The sequence below is a fragment of the Vagococcus sp. WN80Y genome, assembly GCF_059621045.1.
Genome location: NZ_JCAQHY010000159.1, coordinates 1 through 21238, shown reverse-complemented (window position 1 = coordinate 21238; position 21238 = coordinate 1). Strand labels below are relative to the sequence as shown.

At 36.2% G+C, this 21238-nt stretch carries 21 protein-coding genes; 2 read left to right on the top strand and 19 right to left on the bottom strand.

What is annotated here, in order from left to right:
* Positions 1-167: 167 nt before the first annotated feature.
* Genes AC5KOD_RS13625 through AC5KOD_RS13615 form a run of 3 tightly spaced genes read right to left on the bottom strand, consistent with a single transcriptional unit; the run spans position 168 to position 2078 of the window.
* Positions 168-809: an ABC-2 transporter permease gene (locus AC5KOD_RS13625; RefSeq protein ID WP_496915114.1), complete on the bottom strand. Its 642-nt coding sequence runs from the start codon at positions 807-809 to the stop codon at positions 168-170.
* Positions 806-1660, bottom strand: a complete 855-nt coding sequence (locus tag AC5KOD_RS13620; RefSeq protein ID WP_496915113.1) for an ABC transporter ATP-binding protein — start codon at positions 1658-1660, stop codon at positions 806-808. Before AC5KOD_RS13620 ends, AC5KOD_RS13625 begins: the two co-directional genes overlap by 4 nt.
* A 46-nt stretch (positions 1661-1706) precedes the next feature.
* On the bottom strand, positions 1707-2078 hold the full coding sequence (locus tag AC5KOD_RS13615) for a GntR family transcriptional regulator (protein ID WP_496915112.1): 372 nt from the start codon (positions 2076-2078) through the stop codon (positions 1707-1709).
* Between the two features lie 187 nt (positions 2079-2265).
* Between AC5KOD_RS13615 and AC5KOD_RS13610 the strand changes: the two genes are divergently transcribed.
* Positions 2266-2880: an acetate uptake transporter gene (locus tag AC5KOD_RS13610; protein ID WP_496915111.1), complete on the top strand. Its 615-nt coding sequence runs from the start codon at positions 2266-2268 to the stop codon at positions 2878-2880.
* Positions 2881-2924: 44 nt separating this feature from the next.
* On the opposite strand, the gene AC5KOD_RS13605 is transcribed toward AC5KOD_RS13610, so the two are convergent.
* The 16 genes from AC5KOD_RS13605 to AC5KOD_RS13530 form a co-directional block, all read right to left on the bottom strand.
* Positions 2925-3398 (bottom strand): GNAT family N-acetyltransferase, encoded by a 474-nt coding sequence (locus AC5KOD_RS13605; protein WP_496915110.1) that lies wholly within the window; start codon positions 3396-3398, stop codon positions 2925-2927.
* Between the two features lie 79 nt (positions 3399-3477).
* Positions 3478-3990: an adenine phosphoribosyltransferase gene (locus AC5KOD_RS13600; RefSeq protein WP_496915109.1), complete on the bottom strand. Its 513-nt coding sequence runs from the start codon at positions 3988-3990 to the stop codon at positions 3478-3480.
* Positions 3987-6311: a single-stranded-DNA-specific exonuclease RecJ gene (gene recJ, locus AC5KOD_RS13595; RefSeq protein WP_496915108.1), complete on the bottom strand. Its 2325-nt coding sequence runs from the start codon at positions 6309-6311 to the stop codon at positions 3987-3989. The genes AC5KOD_RS13600 and recJ overlap by 4 nt, the downstream gene beginning before the upstream one ends.
* Before the next feature lie 275 nt (positions 6312-6586).
* Positions 6587-7006, bottom strand: coding sequence for a LapA family protein (locus tag AC5KOD_RS13590; protein WP_496915107.1), 420 nt, complete (start codon positions 7004-7006; stop codon positions 6587-6589).
* A gap of 14 nt (positions 7007-7020) precedes the next feature.
* Entirely contained in the window at positions 7021-7824 is an 804-nt protein-coding gene (locus AC5KOD_RS13585) for an SDR family NAD(P)-dependent oxidoreductase (protein ID WP_496915106.1), read from the bottom strand.
* Between the two features lie 61 nt (positions 7825-7885).
* Positions 7886-8830 (bottom strand): ribonuclease Z, encoded by a 945-nt coding sequence (rnz, locus tag AC5KOD_RS13580; protein ID WP_496915105.1) that lies wholly within the window; start codon positions 8828-8830, stop codon positions 7886-7888.
* Positions 8831-8900: 70 nt separating this feature from the next.
* On the bottom strand, positions 8901-9458 hold the full coding sequence (locus tag AC5KOD_RS13575; RefSeq protein WP_496915104.1) for a DUF1269 domain-containing protein: 558 nt from the start codon (positions 9456-9458) through the stop codon (positions 8901-8903).
* Between the two features lie 177 nt (positions 9459-9635).
* The gene (gene obgE, locus AC5KOD_RS13570; protein WP_496915103.1) at positions 9636-10949 is read right to left on the bottom strand and encodes a GTPase ObgE; all 1314 of its coding nucleotides are present in this window, start codon (positions 10947-10949) and stop codon (positions 9636-9638) included.
* Between the two features lie 191 nt (positions 10950-11140).
* Positions 11141-11806, bottom strand: coding sequence for a 3D domain-containing protein (locus AC5KOD_RS13565; RefSeq protein WP_496915102.1), 666 nt, complete (start codon positions 11804-11806; stop codon positions 11141-11143).
* A 563-nt stretch (positions 11807-12369) separates the two neighbouring features.
* Positions 12370-13137, bottom strand: a complete 768-nt coding sequence (locus AC5KOD_RS13560) for an ABC transporter ATP-binding protein (RefSeq protein WP_496915101.1) — start codon at positions 13135-13137, stop codon at positions 12370-12372.
* Positions 13138-14022: an ABC transporter permease gene (locus AC5KOD_RS13555; RefSeq protein WP_496915100.1), complete on the bottom strand. Its 885-nt coding sequence runs from the start codon at positions 14020-14022 to the stop codon at positions 13138-13140.
* Between the two features lie 6 nt (positions 14023-14028).
* Positions 14029-15039: a tryptophan ABC transporter substrate-binding protein gene (trpX, locus tag AC5KOD_RS13550; RefSeq protein WP_496915099.1), complete on the bottom strand. Its 1011-nt coding sequence runs from the start codon at positions 15037-15039 to the stop codon at positions 14029-14031.
* A 499-nt stretch (positions 15040-15538) separates the two neighbouring features.
* On the bottom strand, positions 15539-16990 hold the full coding sequence (locus tag AC5KOD_RS13545) for a D-alanyl-D-alanine carboxypeptidase (protein WP_496915098.1): 1452 nt from the start codon (positions 16988-16990) through the stop codon (positions 15539-15541).
* A 456-nt stretch (positions 16991-17446) separates the two neighbouring features.
* Positions 17447-17935 carry an AraC family transcriptional regulator gene (locus AC5KOD_RS13540; protein ID WP_496915097.1) on the bottom strand — a complete coding sequence of 163 codons (489 nt, stop codon included), beginning with the start codon at positions 17933-17935 and terminating at the stop codon, positions 17447-17449.
* Positions 17936-17976: 41 nt separating this feature from the next.
* Positions 17977-18369, bottom strand: coding sequence for a helix-turn-helix domain-containing protein (locus AC5KOD_RS13535; RefSeq protein WP_496915096.1), 393 nt, complete (start codon positions 18367-18369; stop codon positions 17977-17979).
* A gap of 77 nt (positions 18370-18446) precedes the next feature.
* A complete protein-coding gene (locus AC5KOD_RS13530; RefSeq protein ID WP_496915095.1) occupies positions 18447-19136 on the bottom strand; it encodes a hypothetical protein in 690 nt (229 codons plus the stop codon).
* A 129-nt stretch (positions 19137-19265) separates the two neighbouring features.
* On the opposite strand from AC5KOD_RS13530, the gene AC5KOD_RS13525 reads away from it, so the two are divergent.
* Entirely contained in the window at positions 19266-20966 is a 1701-nt protein-coding gene (locus AC5KOD_RS13525; RefSeq protein ID WP_496915094.1) for an NFACT RNA binding domain-containing protein, read from the top strand.
* Positions 20967-21238 lie beyond the last annotated feature (272 nt).

Here is a 21238-nt window from a genome sequence, read left to right as displayed (position 1 = left end):
AGTGTAATCAATTATTATAATGAAAAAAGAATTCAACAAAAATACGGTTACTTATCTCCGATAAATTATCGAAAACACGCAACCGCATAGGTACTTTTATTCCCGTCTCATTTTACGAGTTCAGTTCAATACAATCTACTAACCGTTTTTTAACTATTCTGTACTAGCTAACTATATTTTTGTTTAAAAAAATAATACGACAATAAATAAGAGAAAAAGACAATAATAAGTGTAACAACAATCACTAATCCAATAAATTGGCTTGCCGTAACCATCGCTAACTTGGGTAAAATTTCAAATCCCACTTTTTTGGCCACATAATTAATTCCTAAACCACTAACAGTAATCACCATAATTGTCCCCATAACTGTAAATCTGGCCTTCTCTACTGGATACTTAAATAATATAGGTAATGAAATGGTTGTAAGAGCATAGCTACCAAATAATGAAACAACCACACTAAGAAGCACCAATTCCCCATCAAAGGAGGAATAAACAAGCATTTTAGCAATTAACAACAGCACGACTATCAACGTACCAATCAAGCTAAGTATCCCTCCTAGGACATACTTACTATTCACATAAATTCTTTTACTAATTGGCATCGTTAAAGCATAAGTTTCCCAATGACTAAACTCATCATAACTGAATGATGACATGACATTCATACTTAATACAAAAGCAATAGCAAGCATCATCCCATTTGATTCGTCAAACCAACCGGATAAGCTAAAAATCACTATTATTGCAAACATGTTTTTAACCATCCGCTTTAATATAATTAAATCCTTCACTAAAAGTCCTGTCATCTTGCCTCACCTTTCTTCATCATTAATAGAGCTTCTTCAATTGTCGCTTTTTCCACAACTATATCTGGGTATTCTTTTGTAAACCACATGCGATTATTAATTAAAAATTTAGTGGATACGGATGTCCGTACACAATATAAATATGACATCTCTCCCATATCTATCACTTGTCTTTCGGTAAGTTGAGCAACCCCATAATTATCTTGAAAATCAGCCTGATCCGTCTTCAAGACTACCTCTCCCTTATTAAGGAAAATAACTGAATCAGCAATTTTTTCTACATCAGATGTAATGTGTGATGAAAATAAAATTGACTTGTCATCATCGATAAAATCATAAAAAATATCAAGAATCTCATCGCGAGAAATCGGATCCAATCCAGTGGTAGGCTCATCTAAAATCAGTAACTGAGGGTGATGTGCGAGAGCCGAAAATATCTTAACTTTGGCCTTCATCCCTTTAGACAATTCCTTAATTTGTTTCTTTGACGAGATTGAATGCTCCCTGAGTAACCGATCAAAATAACTTTGATCCCAGTTATCAAAACTATTTTCCAATACACTTGATACTTCTGTCATTGTAAAATCATCATAGAAAAAAGCATCATCTAAAACAATTCCTGATAAACGTTTTATTGAGATTTCTTCCGCTTTATTATCTAAGTCATAGACATTGATTGAACCAGTATGGGGAATTAAATTTAATATAGCTTTGATCGTCGTCGTTTTCCCCGCACCATTTTCTCCTACAAAACCAACAATCGATCCCGCAGGAACAGAAAAATCAATCTGTTTCAAACAAAAATCTGGGTATTTTACTGTTAAATTTTTCACATCAATTGCATTACTCATACCACTTACATCCTTTCGATATATTCAAAATAATAGTGATAACCTTCTAGTTTTCATAGCACTCTTTCAATACTATCATCAAGCTCTCCAAAGAAATATCAGCAATTTTTGCTTGATCACTAACCAACTTTAATTGTTTTCGAAGCGCTTTAATCATTTCTTCTTGAACAAATATTTTATCTATTTCCGCTACATAAGTTCCTTTTCCCTTAATACTGTGAGCAAACCTATCTTGAATCAACATTTCATACGACTTTTTTATCGTAATAACACTTACTTTCAATTCTTTAGCTAGACCTCTTATAGAGGGGAGTTCTTCACCATTTTTAAGTGTATGATCTATTATCTGACTTTTTATTTGATCATATACCTGCTCATAAATGGGCTGTTCTGAGTGCGCACTCAAAATTATTTCCATTTCCTCACTCCTAACATCTGTATATATACAGTATATACAGTTAATTTTTTTCTGTCAATAAAAATTTATAATCTAAACCAGATCCCTTTATCCATAAGCGATCTCTCATAATTTTTATTGACATTCCTAACTCTAAATGATACTTTTAATTAGTTGTGTATTAACTATTTTTAAAGGAGATTTTATATTGGAAAAAAAAGAAATTACAGTGAAACATCAATTGATTGATCCCTCAGCAATTGGATTATTTGGGCTAGCAATGGTAACTTTAGTGGCCTCATCACAAAAATTAGGCTGGACTGAAGGTGTAGGAGGCGTAATCCCATGGGCGCTTTTCCTAGGTGGAGCAGCACAATTAGTTGCTGGAGCTTACGATGCCAAATGCAATAATGTCTTTGGTGCAACAGCATTTTTCGGTTTTGGTTTTTTCTGGTTAGGCGTGGCATCCTCATGGATGATTCAAAATGGATTGTTAGGTGAGCAATTAGCTTCTAGTTATGATCCCAAACAGTTAGGCTTTGCTTTTATTGGTTATTTGATTTTTTCTATCTTTATGACCATTGGCGCTGCTGAAACACATAAAGTGCTGTTCACAATCTTTGTTTTAATCGATTTTCTTTTTATTGGCTTGGCTTTATCAACTCTGGGAATTGCAGTAGACTTTTTCCATATGTTAGCGGCCATTGCAGAATTCTTAATTGCTATTATGTCATTTTATGGGAGTGCAGCCGCAGTTTTAAATAAGCATTTTGGCTATATCTTCTTACCAGTTGGCAAACCACTTGGAATTTTTAAAAAGTAAGAAAAAAGACAACCGTTTTTCTTAGGGAAAACGGCTGTCTTTTCTTATTCTGATAAGGCCTCTAATTGCGCACCCGTTAGACGGTAAACAGTCCAATCCACCATTGATCTTGCACCTAAAGAACGATAAAAAGAAATACTTGGATGATTCTCATCAAGACACCACCACTCTAATCGTCCACAACCTCTTTCTATAGCCAATCTCGCTAACTCTTTCATAAATCTTGTGCCTAGTCCTCGACCTCGAAAGCTTGGCCTCACGTAAAGATCCTCTAAATAATTACCTGAGCGACCAAGAAACGTTGAAAAATTATGAAAAAACAGCGCAAACCCAATTACCTCATCAGCTACCTCACCAAAAATAACCTCTGCTGTCTCCTTCTCAAACAACCATTCATCTAGTACCTCCTCAGTTGCTACAACTTCATGGAGTAATCCTTCGTAATCTGCTAACTCTTTAATAAAGTCTAAAATCAGCGGTAATTCGTGACATTCGGCTTTTCTAAATTCAATTGTCATGTTATTAAAAACTCCTTTCAAAAATAAAAATGATGGAACAAAAGTAATCTACTCTCGTTCCACCTAATTTTGAGCTCAATTAAAAATCCATCAAAGCCAGTATGTCATACCCTTTAATCTTATCACGACCATGTAAATCAATTAATTCAACTAAGAATGCACAACCAACAACAATCCCACCAAGCTTTTCAATTAATTGTATCGTCGCTTCAATTGTCCCACCAGTTGCTAATAGATCATCACAAATCATAACCCGTTGGCCAGGCTTAATCGCATCTTTATGAAGAGTTAAAGTTGCCTCACCATACTCTAATCCATAGTCTACTTCAATTGTCTCACGAGGTAGTTTTCCCTTTTTCCGAGCAGGTGCAAAACCAATCCCCAATTCATACGCAACTGGACAACCAATAATAAACCCTCGAGCCTCTGGTCCAACAATCATATCTACATGTTTTTCTTTAGCATAATCAACGATTTGCTTTGTTGCTTCACGATAAGCAGCACCATCGCCCATTAATGGAGAGATGTCTCTAAAAATAACACCTTTAGCTGGATAATCTGGAATACTTGCAATATAGTCTTTTAAATTCACTGTTCTTCCTCCTGTAGCAACAGCCAGTCACGTAACTCACTCGCATTACTATATAATAAAAATTTTTCAGCTTCAATTTTCAATTCCCGTTCTTGATAGCTTTTACTTTCACTTAAAGCACGACTCATCGGCTCTTGAACCTTATTCATCACGCCACTTTCTATTGTAACAAATTCTAAGTCAAAAAACACTTGAATCATAAAAATTAGCACACTTTCATCAATTCTCAAATAGCGTGCAATTTCCTTCGTCTTGTAACGAACATCAACCTTTTGGTGTTGATCAATAAATTTAAACAATTTACCAAATTGTTCACGACTTGGCATTCCATTTAAATAGCATTGCTCAGAAGATTCGGCATAAAAATAGACCCGAGATACCCCAAGCTGTTGGACAGCACTCTTAACATCCTCGATCCTAAGCCCACAATCAACAATAACTGCTTCTTGCCAGCATTGCGCCTCCTCCGCACTTACCTTTCCTTCTTCAATCAACAATACAGAATGAGAAGTCTCCTTACTCAACCTTTGAAAAGTTTTATTATTAAAGGTTAGTAAAACCGTTGATTTTACGGAATAATCATTTGCAGTAAATGACTTACCTCTTAAATCGAATAACTGAAAATCTGTCACTCGGTAATCTTTAACAAAAACTTGTGGTTTTCGATTCCCGTTCCATTCATTAATTGATAACTGTCCCACAAGTTGTAAATCTTCAGCAGTCGCCATTTCTTCTATGTCCTTACCAAAATCAAATCCAATACAATCGAGTAAATCTTTCTCTTGCTTCAATTGAAATTTTAGATGATTTTGTCCAGCACCAATTTGTTTTAAATTGACCGCTTGCACATCTTCAAACATAAAATGCGGAGAGGGATTGTCTGTACCAAAAGGAGCTAATAAATTCAATTGTTGGATAAATTCAACTGTGCCTTTTGCAATCGGTAAAACGGACTCTACTTGTAATTCAGGTCCTGCTGAAAAATCAATATTAGCCTGGGCTACAAACTGATCCAAAGCAACCTGTAAATCACTCAAACGATCCATCGGAAGTGACATTCCTGCGGCCATATGATGTCCACCAAACTTAATAAACAAATCCGCTGACAAGCTCATTGCATCAAATAAATTAACTTGATCGACACTGCGACCTGATCCTTTGGCAACCTGCGTCTCCTCATCAATCCCCAAAACTAGGGCAGGACGTCCAGTCTCCTGAACAATCCGACTGGCAACAATTCCCAAAACCCCTTCATGCCATCCAGATTTTGCCAAAACATAAATATCATGACTTGGCATTTTTTTAACCATTGCCAAGGCGTCTTCAGTAATTTCCTTAACAATTGTTTGCCGTTCACTATTTTTAATTTGAATAAAATCAGCCAACTTAACTGCTTCCACTTCATCAAAAGTGCTTAAAAGAGTAACCCCTGGCGAAGCATCACCTAATCGCCCAATGGCATTTAATCGAGGTCCAATACCAAATCCTATATTCTCTTCTGTAATCGTCTCTTGAACTAAATCAGCCTTTTGACACAAGGCCTGAATACCTACCCGATCACTTTGCTTAAAAATATCTAAGCCCAGTTTAACTAATGCTCGATTTTCACCCGTCACGGAGACTAGATCAGCAATAGTACCGATTGCAACTAAATCAAGCATTTCGACTGGAGCATCATCGAGTAACGCTGTCGCCACTTTGAAAGCAACACCTACCCCAGCCAAATCTGCAAAGGGATATTTTCCATCTGGATGACGGGGGTGAATAATAGCATAGGCTTCTGGTAATTCTTCTGGTAGTTCATGATGATCTGTCACGATGACATCCACACCAAGAGAAGTCGCATACTCAATTGCATCATGCCCCGCCACGCCATTATCCACAGTGATAATTAACTGAATCCCAAATTCTTGAATTAACCGCTCATAAGCCGCCTTATTTGGACCATAACCATCCTTAAATCGATCTGGTAAATAAAAGAAAGCCTCACCACCAAGTAGCTCAATCGCCTCCTTCATTACAGTTGTACTTGTTATGCCATCAGCATCATAATCACCGTAAATTAAGATTGGTTGACCTTCACTCACTGCAAGTTGAATCCGTTCCACAGCTCGACGCATCTCATGCATTAAAAATGGATCATGAAGCTGATTAAGGCTTGGAGAAAAGAATGCCTCTAATTGCTCCTCAGTCCGAATCTCTCTATGCCATAACATATTAGCGAAAAAATTGGGTAGCTGATGCTCTTCTAGCCAAGGAATCAACCCCTCCGCATCAGGATTATCTTGATGTATTTTCCATGAAAAATTAGCTTGTTTCAATCTATCCACTCCTTTACTTACGCATATCAACTTTTTATTAAAAATAAGCTTAGCTCCGAGCGCTTATTTAACTGCTATTATTCTTTTTTCGCAAACAAAGAGCAGCCACTCAAAGTTCAGTGACTTTCTTTAGGGTTTCTACTTACTAAAAAGGAACTCTCAACAGATTTATTATACCAAAAAATTAACGTCAACGCTCGAATAAATCAGAAAATAAAATAACCCACCCCTAATTGATATCATTAATTACTCAACTAAAGTATGGATTATTTTCTTTAGGTCTCTTCTTCTGTTTCTTCTAGAGCTGATGTCTCAAGAAACACTTCACCAGATAGCTCTCTAAATTGTTGTTCAAGTTCATCAATTCGTAATTGCTTACCAGAAATTACTTGCTCCATCTCAACTCGCTCGGCAGCAACTGCTTGTTCAACCCGCTCATCAATTTCATCTTGATAAGTGGCAATTGTTGCCTTCATCTCTTTGATGTCTTTGCGCTGTTTCCAAAAACTAGAAAACCAAGTAATAAAAACAATTAACGCTCCAATGACTGTTGAACCTAATATAATGAAAATTAAAGGAGATTGAACAGTGACAAAACCAAAATTCACTGAAACTTTATCTGTATTAATGACTGAAAAAATTGCAACAATGAAAACGAGGATAAACCCTATAATAAGTTTACTTTGATTTTTCATAACTACTCCTTTTCTTACTTCGTATTAAACATATTACCAGCCAAATAATCGCCCAATCGTGGAAATAACATGTATGCTTTACTCGCTACTTCCAAAATTCCAGGTGCATTTATTTCTCGTCGGGAGGTATTAAAACTATTAACAATCCTTTCAGCTAAAGGTTGTGGTTGCAAAACAAGCCAATTCACATTTGACAAATACTCACCAGATTCATCTGCAATATCAAAAAATTCCGTTGCAATTGGACCTGGATTCACTGTAGTAACTTTAACTCCAAATGGTTTCAGTTCAAGTCTCAAAGCGTTCGAAAACCCTAAAACAGCAAATTTAGTAGCTGAATAAACCGTTGACTTAACAGTTGCCATCTTAGCAGCTTGGGAGGCAATATTAATAATGTGGCCTGTCTGACGCTCAGCCATATCAATTGCAATTTTTTGTGTTAAATACATCAAACCTAAAACATTTACGCGAAACATTTCTTCAGCAATAGATAAATCAAAATCAGTAAAACTCCGGAATAAGCCAAACCCTGCACAATTGACTAACACATCTACTGAACCGACCGTCTCAGAAATTTTTAAATAAACCTCCTCAACATTTTCTGGATTTCCAATATCTAATTGAAAAGAATGGGCTTCATAATTCGATAAATCACTGCATACCTCACGGACTTTACCAATTAAATTAATCCGACGAGCACACACAACCACTATTGCATTCCGTTTTGCCGCTTCATAAGCAATCTGTTCTCCCAATCCAGCTGAGCCACCAGTGATCACTACTACTTTTCCAGTCAGGTCTACTTTCGGTAAAAACATTTTTATTACCCCTTTCGTTGAAGGTTATCCATAATCTCAGTTATCAAATAATCTTCGTTGTTCAGTCTATTTCATCCTTACCCAAAAAAGGCACATCAATACAATCAAAATCTCTTACAAGACGCGTATTAGGAAAGACAGCCTGAGCCTCACGCTCTAAATTTTTAGCCTCATTTCCAATATAACGGGCACTTATGTGGGTTAATAGCAACTGTCGAGCACCGGCCTCCATAGCAACCTCCGCAGCCTGCCTAGTAGTTGAATGAAAATAAGCTCTAGCTAACTTGCTTTCGTCTTGATTAAAGGTACTCTCATGGACAAGAACATCTGCTCCTTCACCCAGAATCACACTATTAGGATGCTTACGAGTATCTCCCAAAATCGTTACTGTTCGCCCTTTTTGAGCATGACCAATAAAATCACGACCATCAATAACGCGACCATCTGGCAGTTCCACTATCTCCCCTCTTTTTAACCGACCATACAAAGGCCCCGCTGGAATTTGCGCTGCCTTTAATTTTTCAACTTGCAATTCTCCTTCATGTGCTGCCTCTTCAACACGATAACCATAACATTCAATACGATGATCCAGAGGTAGGCAGGTAACCGTAAATTGATGATCTTTAAAAATCACTCCAGTCTCATCAATCTCATTATAAATAATTGGGTATTTCACATGAGAATCAGATAATTGAAGACTTGTTTCAACAAATCGCTTAATTCCCTTAGGTCCAATAATCGTAAGAGGTGATTCCCCTCCTTGAAAAGATCGACTACTTAGAAAGCCAGGTAATCCAAAAATGTGATCGCCATGAAGATGTGTAATAAATATTTTTTCCACTTTCCGTGGTCGAATTGATGTTCTTAAAATCTGTTGTTGAGTCCCTTCACCACAATCAAATAGCCAAATTGCATTTCGCTCATCTAATAGTTTTAACGCAATACTCGTGACATTTCGTTGCTTGGCTGGCACACCAGCGCCAGTCCCTAAAAATTGTAAGTCCATATCTACCCTTGCTTTCTATAATGAATTTCTCACTAATTGTATGAGAAATTCTCCCGACACGCAACCTTTTTTAATTTGATTCAGGCTGTTTCTCTGAATTTGTCGGTTCTTCATTTTTTTTTGTTTCTTCTTCTAACTTATGAGCATCTGAAATCTCTTCTTCAACGTCATCAAAATCAAGACGAGTAATCTGACCACCTAATTGATTAAAAATCAACTCATTAAGAGGTCGATTATCTTCTTCTTCAGCAATCAGCACGACCCCTGTTTCACCTTCTCCAATTTGATCAGCGACAAATTCAAAAATACTTTTAGCATCTGTAATCTCTTTAGCATCCTTGACTCCACCGATCATGCTACCCGAAAACCAACCTAACATCATTGACAACGGTCCACCAAAAAGGCCCACTAGCAGACCAATTGTACTACCTTTAGCGGTATTATTACTCCCTGTAAAATCAATGAAATCCTTAATATCAAACTTATGTGTCCCATCCTTACGATGCGTAACGACAGCCATTTGTTCACCTTTAATTGCTCGTTTCATATGCATCTTTTTGATTTCTGAAAAAACTTGATAAGATATACTCTCTAAATCAAAGGTTAAAATAATTACTTTTTTATTCATCCAAACTTCCACTCCTTTTTCGTTGTCATCTCAGCATGATTAGGGTCATTTTTCCAACCTTTACATACAACTATTGTACCAATAATTGTTAAAATACCAAAATTATAAAGGCGTAAAATGCAAAAAAATGGTAATCAACCTTCGCTGATCACCATTTCTTATTGATTCTTTTTCTATTTAGTCAACAAATTCAAAGACAAATGATTCAATCCTTACCAAATCGCCATCAACCGCGCCTCTTGCACGTAATGCTTCATCTACACCCATGCCACGTAATTGACGAGCAAAACGCATAGTACTTTCATCACGATCAAAGTTTGTCATCTTGAATAACCTTTCTAATCCAGCACCTGACAGTACCCATGTGGAGTCATCATCACGCGTAATTTCAAACTGCTTCTCATCTGGCGTAAATTCATAACGCACAGTTTCTTCTTCCAACTCCTCATCATATAAAGGAAATTCTGGCGTTGTTTCAATTAAATCAACTGCCGCACTTAACAGTGGCTCAATTCCTTTATTAGACAAACTTGAAATTGGAAATATCGGAACTTTATCGGCAAATTCATCTTCAATACCTGCGTATAATTTTTCTTTAAAGACTTCTAAGTTCTCTTCTGCATCCGGCATATCCATTTTATTAGCAACAATGATCTGTGGTCGCTCTAGGAGACGCATATTGTGAGACTCCAGTTCTTTATTGATCGCAAGATAATCATCATAAGGATCTCGGCCTTCCATGCCACTCATATCAATGACATGCAAAATAACACGTGTCCGCTCAATATGACGCAAGAATTGTGTACCTAAACCTATCCCTTGGGATGCCCCTTCAATTAAACCAGGTAAATCAGCCATTACAAAACTGCGTCCATCTGCAACTGAAACTAAACCTAAATTGGGTACAAGCGTCGTAAAATGATAAGCACCAATCTTTGGTCGAGCCTTAGAAACAATTGAAAGTAAGGTTGATTTCCCTACTGACGGAAACCCAACTAAACCAGCATCTGCTAATACTTTCAATTCTAACTCAATCACTCGTTCTTGTCCCGGCTCACCATTTTCAGCGATTTCTGGAGCAGGGTTTCGAGGAGAAGCAAATCGAATATTGCCACGCCCTCCACGACCACCTTTAGCCACAATTAATTCTTGACCATGACTAATTAAATCGCCTAGTAACGCCCCCGTCTCAGCATCCCTAACTGTTGTACCAGGAGGCACTGAGACATAAGTATCTTTCGCCCCACGACCGTGCATCCCTTTACTCATACCATTTTCCCCTGGAGTTGAACGGAAATGACGATTAAAACGAAAATCCATTAACGTACGTAAACCTTCTTCAACAACTAAAATAACATCACCACCACGACCACCATCACCACCAGCAGGTCCGCCGTCTGGTACATATTTTTCTCTTCTAAAAGCAACCATTCCGTCGCCACCTTTGCCAGCGCGAACATCAATTGTTACCTGATCTAAAAACATGGACATTTTTTGTCCTCCTAATCCTCTATCTACATTCTGATCTATACATCTACAAAATTCTCAGAGAAATTAAGTAACTTGTATATTTCGAAATCTCTTTCCATTTTACGGGTTATCAAGTCGTTTGTCCAACAAATCCTTTGGAATAAGCAAAAAAAAAACTGCAGAGTACTTAATTCCACAGTTTTTTCTCATTTTTATGATAATACAGTGACAGTAACCGTGCGACGTCCCCACTGAATTGCATCAGCTGTACTCATGTTCAAATCAATGATATTGCCTTGAATCGCGCCACCAGTATCAGCAGCAATTGCTGTTCCATAGCCTGGAACATAAACAGTGCTTCCTAGTGGTATCACACTTGGATCGACCGCAATCACACGGTCAGAAGTACTTGAAATTTGGTAACCGCTGGCAGTCATACCACCTAGACTAACACCATCATATGCTGTTGTTTCAACTGTAATCGTTTGACCTTGTGGAGTAGCTTCCGCTACAGGCTGAGTTTCTTCAAATGGAGCTGCCTCTTGAGTTGGGGCTACAGTTGGCTCAACAGCTACAACTGCTTCTTCAACAGTTGCTACTTCTGGTTGAGTTGCAATATCTTCCTGTGTTGCTGGAGTAATATTCCCGTCAGCTGACAACTTCAATTTTTGTCCAACATAAATCAAGTTGGCATTAACAATATTATTAGAATCAGCAATTGTCATGTACTGATCCGCGGCACCTAAATAGTCATAAGATAGTTGAGACAAAGTGTCTCCCTCTTTTACAGTGTAAATGCTATCTGCAAAAGCTGTACTTCCCATGCCTAATCCGATTGTAGCGACGACTAATCCAATTACTTGTTTCTTTAAGTTCATAATTAAATAACTCTCCTCATTTGGAACCTCATATTGGGTTCAAGTTTGTGTTCTTCACTTGAGAACGAGACAAATCATAACAAGGCTACATTACAAGGCAATATCAGTTCTGTTAACATCACATTAAGCTGAGTCGATTTATGTGTCGAATTATCAGATAATTTAGTAAGCCTTTTATGACAGGGTACGAACGCACGTTTTTTTTGATTTTTTTCTGAAATTTACATTCGATTTGTAATATTAAACAGTGATGTTTACAAAAAATAAGTTTTTTTACTGCTTATGTTACAATCCAACGACAAATATTATCCACTTTTATTGCTTATTTATTGAACAAATGTTGATTTAACAAGCTTTTCATTAAACAATAAAGTCAAACATTCTAAATAAATCGATCAATTTCTTCTACTTATACTAAGAAAAAAAGCTGTCTTAGCCAAACACAGCTAAAACAACTTTCTTATTAATAAGCATGGAAAATGGATACTTCTGCTTCTTCACTGAAAATAAACCAACTATTTCTCTCATAAAAGCCTAGGAAAACTTAACTATAATTTAGCTTCCTACTCTTCTTCGAAAAATAACAAAAGATCTGCTAAACTTAACTTATCTTTTTCTAATTTGCCTAAATCAACTTTAATTTCTCCTTTTTGAAGCACTATCAACCGATTGCCATAGGTTAGAGCATCCTCCATACGATGCGTAATCATCAAACATGTCAACTGGTTTTCTTGAATGCGTTGATTCGTCAATTCCATCAATGAACGAGAAGTCTTAGGATCCAAGGCAGCCGTGTGCTCATCTAATAGTAATAAATCAGGTTTTGAGATTGTCGCCATTAACAAACTAAGCGCTTGTCGTTGACCACCAGATAAATTTCCAGCCGGTGTATCTAAATGCTGTTCAAGACCGTTACCGATTAATTGACACAACTCTTTGAAATAATCTCGATTTTGAGTCAAAGGACGCTTAGTAAAACCTCTTTTTCGTCCACGATACATAGCAAGTAATAAATTCTCGGCGACCGTCATTCGTGGAGCAGTCCCCATTTGGGGATCTTGAAAAACACGTGAAATAAATGTTGCCCGTTCTTCTTCCTTCTTATTAGTAATATCTTGACCTTTTAGAAAAACCTTACCAGATGTTAATGATAAGTTACCTGCTATACTGTTAAACAAAGTTGACTTCCCTGCACCATTTCCACCAAGAACTGTTATAAAATCCCCGGCCTCAATCGTCAGATTAAGTTGATTCATAATAATCTTGGATTCATTTAAACCGTTAGAAATTGTCTTGACTCCATCTCTAATCTCTAAAATTATCTCTGACATCTATATATCCCTCTTTTCAGGTAAAAAATTTAAATTCAATTTACTTTTAATTTGGGGGATCATTAAACAAAGTGCTAATATAACCGCCGAGATAATTTTCAAATAATTCGTATTAAACCCTAGACGAATTACCACCAAAATAAGTAATTGATACAAAATACTTCCCACAACAATTGCTATTAATCGTTCGGACAATGTTAATTCACCAAAGATAACTTCACCAATAATAATCGACGCTAATCCGATAACAATTACGCCTATCCCCTTATCAACACTCGCATAGCCATCATTTTGAGCCAATAATGCCCCGGCTAAAGCAATAACACCATTTGATAAGGTTAAACCTAATATCTTCATTCGATCTGTTTTGATCCCCAAAGACCGAGCCATTATTTCATTGTCACCAGTAGCAATATAAGCTTGACCCAAATTAGTATTAAAAAACACAAGTAAGAGTACAATAATAATAATTACCGCAAGTAAGCCAATTAAAACAGTATCAAAATAATTAGGTAAATTTAAGGCCTTCAAATAGTCATGAATTTTTGATTGATTTAGTAAGGACAAATTAGGTGACTGCATCACGAATAAAATCACTGAATTTAAACCAGACATAACCAAAATACCTGATAGAATGATGGGTATTTTTCCCTTTGTATAAAGTAAACCTGTCACCAATCCTGCTAGCATGCCACTCAATACCCCTAAAATGGTTGCAATAATTGGCGATATACCATGAGTAATTGCAGTCACACAAACTGCCGCTCCTAAAGGATATGATCCTTCTGTTGTCATGTCTGGAAAATTCAAAATTCGATATGTCATAAAAATACCCAATCCTAAAATCCCCCACATTAATCCTTGACCTATAACTGATACTATCATCTGCTACTACTCCTTTTCATCCGCAATAACTGCTTTATTCAAGATATCCATTGGAATGGTAATCCCCAATTTCTCTGCTTGACCTTTATTAACTATAATATCACCAGTCGTAAAGGTATAGATTGGTGTCGTTGCAGGATCAGATTTACCTGCCAATATATCCGCTGCCATTCGACCTGTTTGTAAACCTAACTCATATTGATTGATCCCAACCGTTGCCAAGCCGCCCTGCTCAACCATCGTATCAACAGAAGGAATGATCGGTGTCCCATTTTTGTTAGCAATATCTACAACAATTTGCATAGCATTAGCAATCATGTTATCAGTCGGAACATAAATCATATCAACTTCTGACCCCATCACCTGAACCATTTGAGAAATTTCGTTACCTGATGGTACAGGATAATGTTTGACCTTTAACCCTTGTTTCTCAGCTACTTCTTGGACCGCTTTGGCTTGAAATTTAGAATTATCTTCTGCTGACGAGTATAGAATACCAACTGTTTTTGCGCCAGGCAGCAATTCACTCACTAACTCAAATTGAGCCTCGACAGGTGACCTATCACTCACTCCAGTAATATTACCACCCGGTTTTTCATTATCAGCTACCAAGTTGGCGCCTTGAGGATCAGTAATAGCTCCCAAAACAATTGGAATTTCTGTAGTCAAATTTGCTAAAGCCTGCGCGGCTGGAGTAGCAATTCCAATCAATACATCAGATTTTTTATTGATTAGCTGCTGACTCATCGTATTTAATTTGCTTTGGTCAGCTTGACCATTTTGAAACTCTATCTTCAAATTTTTCCCCACTTCATAGCCTTGTTCCCTTAAACCATCTTGAATGCCTCGGTAAATCTCATCTAAAGCTGGATGACTAACAAATTGTAAAACGCCAACAGTCAACACTTTGTCTTTTTTTGAACTAGTTTCGTTCATCTCATTCTTTTGCATAACAAAACTCACTACTAAAAAAATGATAATCAATCCTACTACACTAATAAGTCGTTTATTTTTCATTATTTTTTCCTCCAATAAATCAGCTATTTTTTAAATAAAAAGACGATGACCTATACAGTCATCGCCCACATCAATGTCCAAATGAAACAGTCATAGAATAAGCAAAAAACCACATAGATATCTTAATCTATGTGGTCCGCTTTAATCTTAAGTCCGCCCCATAGATACAAGTTTTAGAAAGTACACTAAAAGCTGTATCTATGAATAAGAATATTCATACACACAACTATCTACGCCAGCCTTGCCATGTTAAATTATGTTGCTTGCTTGTTATTGATAGATGTGTCATGAAAATCCCTCTCTTCTTCTTAATTATACATATTAGTTTACGATGACTCAGACTAGAAGTCAATAAAAAAATGAAACTAGCATACAATTTCCATAAAACCACATAAAAATCCGATACTACATTAAATAACTATCACAGTCGTCATATTACACTAAACTGGTTCTACTGAAGGTAAATCCCCCCTGCAAAACCAGTTATTTACTAGCAACTTCATAAAATATTTAACGCGATTAACAAGGCGGACCCAACCCCGACAATAGTAAAAACTAAGCCAATTACTAGAGTAATACGACCAGCACCAGTCTTACCACTATGACGACTACCACGTCTAGGCTGACGCTGAAGACTAGATATAAGCAGTAGGATTAACCCCAGAATCGCAGTCATTGCAGAAATTCCATAACTACCAATAAGCGATAATAATGACTTTCTTTTACTTTCTTTATCGGAAGCTTTCTTATCCTTCACGTCATTTTGATTAATTCCAGTATCATCACCTTCAACTTGAACAGGTACGCTTGGATTCGGTATCTTATCAGAAACTTGAGGTAAATCAGTCACGATCGACAATTGGTTATTGTCGATCTTAAAGGTTAATTCTTTATTTTTGGGTACCAATGTATAAAAGTCTTCACTAAGAATAACCTTTTGCCCATTAATTGTTTGTTCACCTTTGTCCAATACTTTTTTAAAATCATAACCATTAAAACCACGATCTAGTAAGGCATTCCCAAAAGGGTGACGTTCTTCTTCGCCGATTTGATCAGACCAGTCACCAACTCCCAAAACAACTTCAATAAATCGTGTATCCTGACGCTTCGCAGATCCAACAAAACCAAAAGCCGCAGACGGACTCGATCCTGTCTTGATTCCTTCAAACCCTTCATAAGCATATGTCTTACCTGGCAAAGCAAATAAATAGGATTTAAATGTCTCCTCGTAAGCTGTACCTGGTTTAACTGTGTAAGTAGGATTTTTAGTAAAATCCAAAACTTGTGGGTATTTTTTCACCATATTAAAAGCCAAGATGGCTAAATCACGAGCAGTTGAGACATTATCTCCGTCAGGGTCAATTCCCTTTGGTAAATAGTATCCCTCAAATGAGCTACTAACAGCCCCTGTTGCATTATAATACGTCGTATTAGTCATTCCTAATTCTTTTGCCTTTTCGTTCATTTTATTAACAAATAGCGCTTCATCATCATCGCTTACTAAATTTGCTAACATCACAGTTGCTGCATTAGATGAGGGAATCAATACTAAATGAATAATATCATCCACAGAATAACTAACACCTGACGCCATTTTGTTATTACTCAAACTATAAATTTGCGAAATGTTTAAAACATTTTGCGAGGGCTCTAAAGATGTTTCTAACGAAAATTTTCCTGATTCAATCGCCTCAAAAGCTAAATATAACGTCATCAATTTAGTTAGACTAGCAATATTCCGTTGAGTATCTGAATTATCTTCCCACAAAACTTGACCAGTTTGCGAATCTATCATTATCGATGCTTTCGGTCGATATTTTTCGTCAACTGAATAGCCAGCTTCTCTTGTAATTGTCATTATATCTTCTTGAGCTACGGCCACCCCCCCAGTCACCAAGAAACCGAATCCCACTGCAACACTCATTAACAACCCACTTATTTTTTTCTTCATCCCAAACTCCTTACTCATACTTTTTCACAATTAGCCACTTATTTAAATTGAATCACTAAGATTATTGCCTCACCTATTCATATTACCGTTACTTAAGTTGTAAATCAATCACTTAAATACTTACAAAATAGTCACGATCAAGTAATAGTTCTTTATTTACAGGCACATTGTTTTAAAATGCCCATCATGATCGATTATTCACAGGAAAAAAGTTATTAATCCTTACTTATCTATTATTCCTTTCTTATAGTCATTTAGCAAGTGAATTTTTCAAAAAAAAGATAATTAAGAATTGAATCACTTAATTTCTCTTAGCAATTTAGCTCATCACTATTTCGTTCTGCCTGATTTTACGCACTCACACCACAAAAAATCCTCCAAACGTGTGAGCTCTGTTATCACTCATACGTTTGGAGGTAGTTATTCTATAGCAGCTCTATTACTGTATCATTTGAATTAATTAATTGGGATGTATATATCTGTTAAACTTTTATCCATCATTTTTTTCGGTGGCTCTGTCACATAAAGTTCGAAAGGAATGCCATCTCTTGCCCTTGCTTCATCTTTAAAAAGCCACTCCTTATACATATACTGCCAAGCTGATTGATAGTCTTTAGGAGATAATTCAAAATGCCCTACACCAAATTTCCCCGAGATACTTGTTAAGCATATAGTACCACTCTCCTCTACCCGACTATCTAGGGGAATTGTCATGGCCACAGTAGTTCGAAGGTTTTTATCTTCTGTAATAAAAGGGTTATCGTTATACATTGTCAGAACCTTCGTCACATCAGGAATAATTAAATCATTGATCGTCGCAAATTCAAACAACTCTTTAAAAAGCCGATGACTATTTTTTCTGAAATCTTTGTAACTTCCTCTAAAACGATTATAAATAATTCGTTGATTATCCCATTCTTCAATTGTCACATTAACTGGCTTCATCTCTTCGTCCTCCGATTTAACTAAATTTAACTACCATTTAATTATGTCAGCTTACGCTCAAAAGTTCTTGACTTTTCTTGCTGTTTTCGATATTTAACTGGACTCAAACCAAAATGCTTTTTAAAAGCTCGACTAAATGTACTAACCTCACGATACCCATAATCATAAGCTATATCTGTTATTGACACACTATTATTAACTATCAAATAAACTGCTGATCGCTCTAACTTAATTCTCGTTACAAATTGACTAACTGTTTCAGATGAGTACTTTTTGAAAATTTTATGAAAATGAAATTCTGATAGATAAACATTATCCGCTAATGCCTTTAAAGACAATGGTTTGCAAAGGTTATTTTCTATATAATCTTCAGTTTTATTAACTAGTCGACTATACATCTCTTTAGATGCTTGCTCCTTTGTTGCCTCAATCATTTTTTTCACCTCTCACTTGTCATAATAATAACTAAAAAACAAGTAAAGACGACATATAGAGCCACCTTTACTTGTTTTTATTCGCTAGCAGTTGAGCTATTGACAGTACCTGTACTGGAATCCTTTAGCTCATCAATCAGTTCCTCATTTTCTGCTTGCTCAGCCGCTGCGTCTGCCTCAGCTTGTTTCTTTTCCGCCTCTATTCTATCAAGCTCATCTCCTGAAGGACGAATCAAACTATTTAAATGATCTACTAAATACAACTCAATTTCCTGTTGATTATCAAGACTAATTCGTTCTACTTCTGCCTGATTTTCAAAATAAATCAAGGTAACACCAGTGGTAAGTCGATAAAACTTCTTAACCTTAGTAGCATCATAGAGAACTGGATAAAAATAGAGCGTGCTATTAAATTCTGACATTTTAACTTTGTCATTTAAAATAGCAATTAATTGCTCATAGTTGGCATCATTAGGATCAACAATCGCCACAAGAATCTGATCGTTTTTTCTTATTTCCGTTTCTAATTGATCAAAATCCACTGTTTTAATTTGTTTAACATCAGCTACATCAGCCATCACTAACGAATCAACCTGCTTGACACGAATATTACGACGAGTATTTGGTAATACTACTGTAAAAATCAATATGACTAAAATAAATGACAACCCTATTACGGCTGATAATTGCCAATTTTCTCGGATGTAATTGATCAAAGATTTGGCCCTTTTTAGAACAAGCTCTTTTATATTTTCAAATTTATCCATTTACTTACCCCTTACTCTGTTATAATAATAGTATACTCATTGCCGAATGAAAATGGAAGTTAATTTCCTAAATCTCTCACTCTTTTTTGGCAGATGAGCTAAATCAAGATAGAAACGAGGATACAAACCATGTCATTTGACGGCGTTTTTACGCGTGCTATGACGGCTGAATTAAGTCAAAAAGTCGTTAATGGGCGCCTTTCAAAAATTCATCAGCCTTACGATAATGAAATCATTTTAGTTATTCGTAACCAAGGAAAAAATCATAAATTATTGTTATCTGCTCATCCAGCGTATGCGCGCATGCAATTAACTAATATTGAATATCAAAATCCAACAACGCCACCTAATTTTTGTATGATGTTACGTAAATACCTAGAAGGGGCAATTCTTTTAAAAATTGAACAAATTGAGAATGATCGAATCATTCACTTTTCTTTTTCAAAACGTAATGAACTGGGCGATTTAGAAAATATTGTCCTTATCGTCGAATTAATGGGACGACACAGCACCATTGTTTTAGTTAACCATGAATCAAAAAAAATTCTGGACTGTATCAAACATATTGGACCAAGTCAAAATACCTATCGAACCTTATTACCTGGGGCACTTTATATCCATCCCCCACTCAATGATACGCAATATAACCCATTTACAATTAATCAAACACGACTTTTTGATCTTCTCGCAACAGCTGAAGAAATATCTGGTAAATTTTTACAACAACAGTTTCAAGGACTAGGATTTGATACAGCCGCCGAACTGGCCACTCGCTTAAATGCACAGCCAACTGAACGCATGAAAGCCTGGTATACCTTCTGGAAAGCAATCGATCTTTATCCTGAACCTTGTCTCACACTCTTTAAAGAGAAAAGCTACTTTACACCTGTTGCTTATTATTATTTAGGCTCTGACCGAACCAACTACCCTACGCTTAGCGAATTATTAGAAAATTATTATGCAGGAAAAGCTGAACGCGAACGAGTCAAGCAACAAGCTGGGGAATTGATTCGCAAAATTGAGAATGAATATAAAAAAACAAAGTCAAAAATCAAAAAATTAGAACAGTCCTTAGCTGAAACTGAAAATGCAGAAATTTATCGTCAAAAAGGAGAACTTCTAACTACTTTTTTACATCAGGTTGAACGCGGTGCTAAAGAAGTCACATTAGAAAATTATTACGAAGAAAATGCCCCGATCAAAATCAAGCTACGTGAAGATCTATCGCCTGCTCAAAATGCTCAAAAATTTTTCCAAAAATACTCTAAACTAAAAAATGGTGTTAAGATTATTTCAGCTCAAATAGAGGCTGCAAAAAAAGAAGCAGCTTATTTGGAATCTGTGTTGTCACAACTTGAAAATGCCACGCCATTGGATATTGATGTGATTAGAGAAGAACTAATCGAAGGGAAATATGTTCGACTTAAGCAAAAAGCGGCTCAACGAAAAAAAATAACTAAAAGTAAACCAGAAAAATATCAAGCGACAGACGGTACGCTTATATTAGTAGGAAAAAATAACTTACAGAATGATCAACTTACTTTAAAAACAGCCAATAAAAATGACATTTGGCTTCATGCTAAAGACATTCCTGGTTCTCATGTTATTATTCAAGACAGCAATCCTAGCGAAGAAACAATTGCAGAAGCTGCTAATCTGGCAGGGTATTTTTCAAAATTCCGCTTATCTAGTTCCGTTCCAATTGATTACGTGGCTGTTCGCCATGTTAAAAAACCAAATGGCGCAAAACCTGGTTATGTTATTTATGAAAATCAAAAAACTATTTTTGTGACACCCAATCAAAAATTAGTTGAACAATTAAAACTATAAGTTAAGAAGTAGAGACTTATGTCGCAGTCTCTACTTCCTATTTTCAACCTCTGCTACGGCCGTTCCCCACTTATCAGTTTAATTGATTCAGTTTAAAAACTAGACGCATTGTTCATTTAACAGTATAATAAAAATGAGATTGGCAGTATGATGTAACTCTTACAATTTTGCAATCATTTATTGCTAGTCATTAGAGGGTGAGACAAAACTTTCTTAAAACAGAAAAATATCTTGGTGACAATCAGAATAACTGATAATCGCCAAGATATTTT

Excerpts from the sequence above, each read along its gene's own strand:
- AC5KOD_RS13535 (WP_496915096.1), bottom strand. The coding sequence starts at position 18,369 with ATGATTGAGGCAACAAAGGAGCAAGCATCTAAAGAGATGTATAGTCGA.
- AC5KOD_RS13625 (WP_496915114.1), bottom strand. The coding sequence starts at position 809 with ATGACAGGACTTTTAGTGAAGGATTTAATTATATTAAAGCGGATGGTT.
- AC5KOD_RS13530 (WP_496915095.1), bottom strand. The coding sequence starts at position 19,136 with ATGGATAAATTTGAAAATATAAAAGAGCTTGTTCTAAAAAGGGCCAAA.
- AC5KOD_RS13540 (WP_496915097.1), bottom strand. The coding sequence starts at position 17,935 with ATGAAGCCAGTTAATGTGACAATTGAAGAATGGGATAATCAACGAATT.
- trpX (WP_496915099.1), bottom strand. The coding sequence starts at position 15,039 with ATGAAAAATAAACGACTTATTAGTGTAGTAGGATTGATTATCATTTTT.
- AC5KOD_RS13590 (WP_496915107.1), bottom strand. The coding sequence starts at position 7,006 with ATGAAAAATCAAAGTAAACTTATTATAGGGTTTATCCTCGTTTTCATT.
- AC5KOD_RS13605 (WP_496915110.1), bottom strand. The coding sequence starts at position 3,398 with ATGACAATTGAATTTAGAAAAGCCGAATGTCACGAATTACCGCTGATT.
- AC5KOD_RS13585 (WP_496915106.1), bottom strand. The coding sequence starts at position 7,824 with ATGTTTTTACCGAAAGTAGACCTGACTGGAAAAGTAGTAGTGATCACT.
- AC5KOD_RS13555 (WP_496915100.1), bottom strand. The coding sequence starts at position 14,022 with ATGATAGTATCAGTTATAGGTCAAGGATTAATGTGGGGGATTTTAGGA.
- AC5KOD_RS13545 (WP_496915098.1), bottom strand. The coding sequence starts at position 16,990 with ATGAAGAAAAAAATAAGTGGGTTGTTAATGAGTGTTGCAGTGGGATTC.
- rnz (WP_496915105.1), bottom strand. The coding sequence starts at position 8,830 with ATGGACTTACAATTTTTAGGGACTGGCGCTGGTGTGCCAGCCAAGCAA.
- AC5KOD_RS13575 (WP_496915104.1), bottom strand. The coding sequence starts at position 9,458 with ATGAATAAAAAAGTAATTATTTTAACCTTTGATTTAGAGAGTATATCT.
- AC5KOD_RS13615 (WP_496915112.1), bottom strand. The coding sequence starts at position 2,078 with ATGGAAATAATTTTGAGTGCGCACTCAGAACAGCCCATTTATGAGCAG.
- AC5KOD_RS13525 (WP_496915094.1), top strand. The coding sequence starts at position 19,266 with ATGTCATTTGACGGCGTTTTTACGCGTGCTATGACGGCTGAATTAAGT.
- obgE (WP_496915103.1), bottom strand. The coding sequence starts at position 10,949 with ATGTCCATGTTTTTAGATCAGGTAACAATTGATGTTCGCGCTGGCAAA.
- AC5KOD_RS13565 (WP_496915102.1), bottom strand. The coding sequence starts at position 11,806 with ATGAACTTAAAGAAACAAGTAATTGGATTAGTCGTCGCTACAATCGGA.
- AC5KOD_RS13620 (WP_496915113.1), bottom strand. The coding sequence starts at position 1,660 with ATGAGTAATGCAATTGATGTGAAAAATTTAACAGTAAAATACCCAGAT.
- AC5KOD_RS13560 (WP_496915101.1), bottom strand. The coding sequence starts at position 13,137 with ATGTCAGAGATAATTTTAGAGATTAGAGATGGAGTCAAGACAATTTCT.